Raw genomic sequence first — 1284 nt, 5'->3', positions numbered from 1 at the left:
TCTGCACACCTTCCCCCTCGTGTGTTGTCGTTCCATTTCGAGTTCTCTGCTGCTGTGGAGAATCTCCGGTGGGATCCAAACATTTCGAGAACAGAGCTCGCCGCGAATGGTGGTCGCTGCACATCGAAGCGTGGCGTCGGAGCGGTCTCGGGATCCGCAAATACTGCCAGCAACAACGTCTGACCGAGAACACGTTGCGGCGTTGGCTGAAGCGGCTGGCCGGCAACGAGACTGCGCTTAAGCTTGAGAAATATCAGACGGAATTGCGCCGCGAGCGCGCCCGGGAAGAGCGCGAAAAGGCGCTCCGAAAGCAGAAGCAGCGCAGGTTCACGATCACCTCGGATGTACGCAATCGAGCGTCCCCGGCGTTCTGGGCGATGCATGTCGAGGCGCTGAACTGGAGCGGGATGGAACTCCGCGCCTACGCCGCGGCGATGCAGCTGTCGCCGCATTCGCTGCACAAATGGCGCGACCGACTGGCCACCGGCGAGGTCACGATCGACTGGCGCGCCCATCTTCATCCCTCCGCCCGTCCGCCCGTTAGCACTAGTGCTAGGAACTCACAGCCCGAACGCCGCTTGACAGCCGCTGAAATCGGCGATCCGGCCGCGACCAAAACGCCGGCCCGCCGCTTCTTCAGCGACGAAGAGAAGCTCGCGATCGCCAGGGAAACCGAGCTACCAGGCGCCAAAGTCTCTGCCGTCGCTCGCAAGCATGGGATTGTCACCGGGCTGCTGTTCCGCTGGCGCGCGCAGTTCGGCATCGCGCAAAAGAAGCGCTCCAAGCTCGCCCGTGTTGTGCTGCCCGACGACATGCCCGCCGCACGCGCCCTGCGCGATCTCGTGCGTCCACCGGAGGGCATGATGGCCGTCGACCTCGCTGACGGACGGCGTGTCTTCGCTCCCGCCGGCAGCGATCCGGATGCGGTGCGGGCGCGGATCGAAAGCGGAGAGACAGCATCATGATGTTCGTTCCTGCAGGCGTGAAGGTGCACCTGGCCCTCGGCTACACCGACATGCGGAAGGGCATGGACGGCCTCGCAATGCTGGTGCAGGACACGCTGAAGAAGGATCCGTTCTCCGGTCATCTGTTTGCCTTCCGCGGCAAAAAGGCATCGATCCTGAAGGTCCTGTTCTGGGACGGCAACGGGCTTTGTCTGTTCACCAAACGCATCGACCAGGGCGGCTTCGTGTGGCCGGTGATGGCGGGTTATGATGGCTCGATCACGCTCACGCCGGCGCAGCTCGCGATGCTGATCGAAGGCATCGACTGGCGCGCGCCAGA

General features: G+C 63.6%; 2 protein-coding genes. Both read left to right on the top strand.

Going from position 1 to position 1284, the window contains the following annotated elements; genetic code table 11:
• The first annotated feature begins 68 nt into the window (after positions 1-68).
• Positions 69-965, top strand: coding sequence for an IS66-like element accessory protein TnpA (tnpA, locus tag QW887_RS34850; RefSeq protein ID WP_315752136.1), 897 nt, complete (start codon positions 69-71; stop codon positions 963-965).
• Positions 962-1284 (top strand): IS66 family insertion sequence element accessory protein TnpB (tnpB, locus tag QW887_RS34845; protein WP_315828672.1); only part of this gene is annotated, 323 nt, incomplete at its 3' end. The genes tnpA and tnpB, both read left to right, overlap by 4 nt.

Origin of the sequence: Bradyrhizobium sp. SZCCHNRI3052, assembly GCF_032484895.1 — a bacterium.
Taxonomy (GTDB): Bacteria; Pseudomonadota; Alphaproteobacteria; order Rhizobiales; family Xanthobacteraceae; genus Bradyrhizobium.
This window is presented reverse-complemented; position numbering and strand designations above follow the sequence as displayed.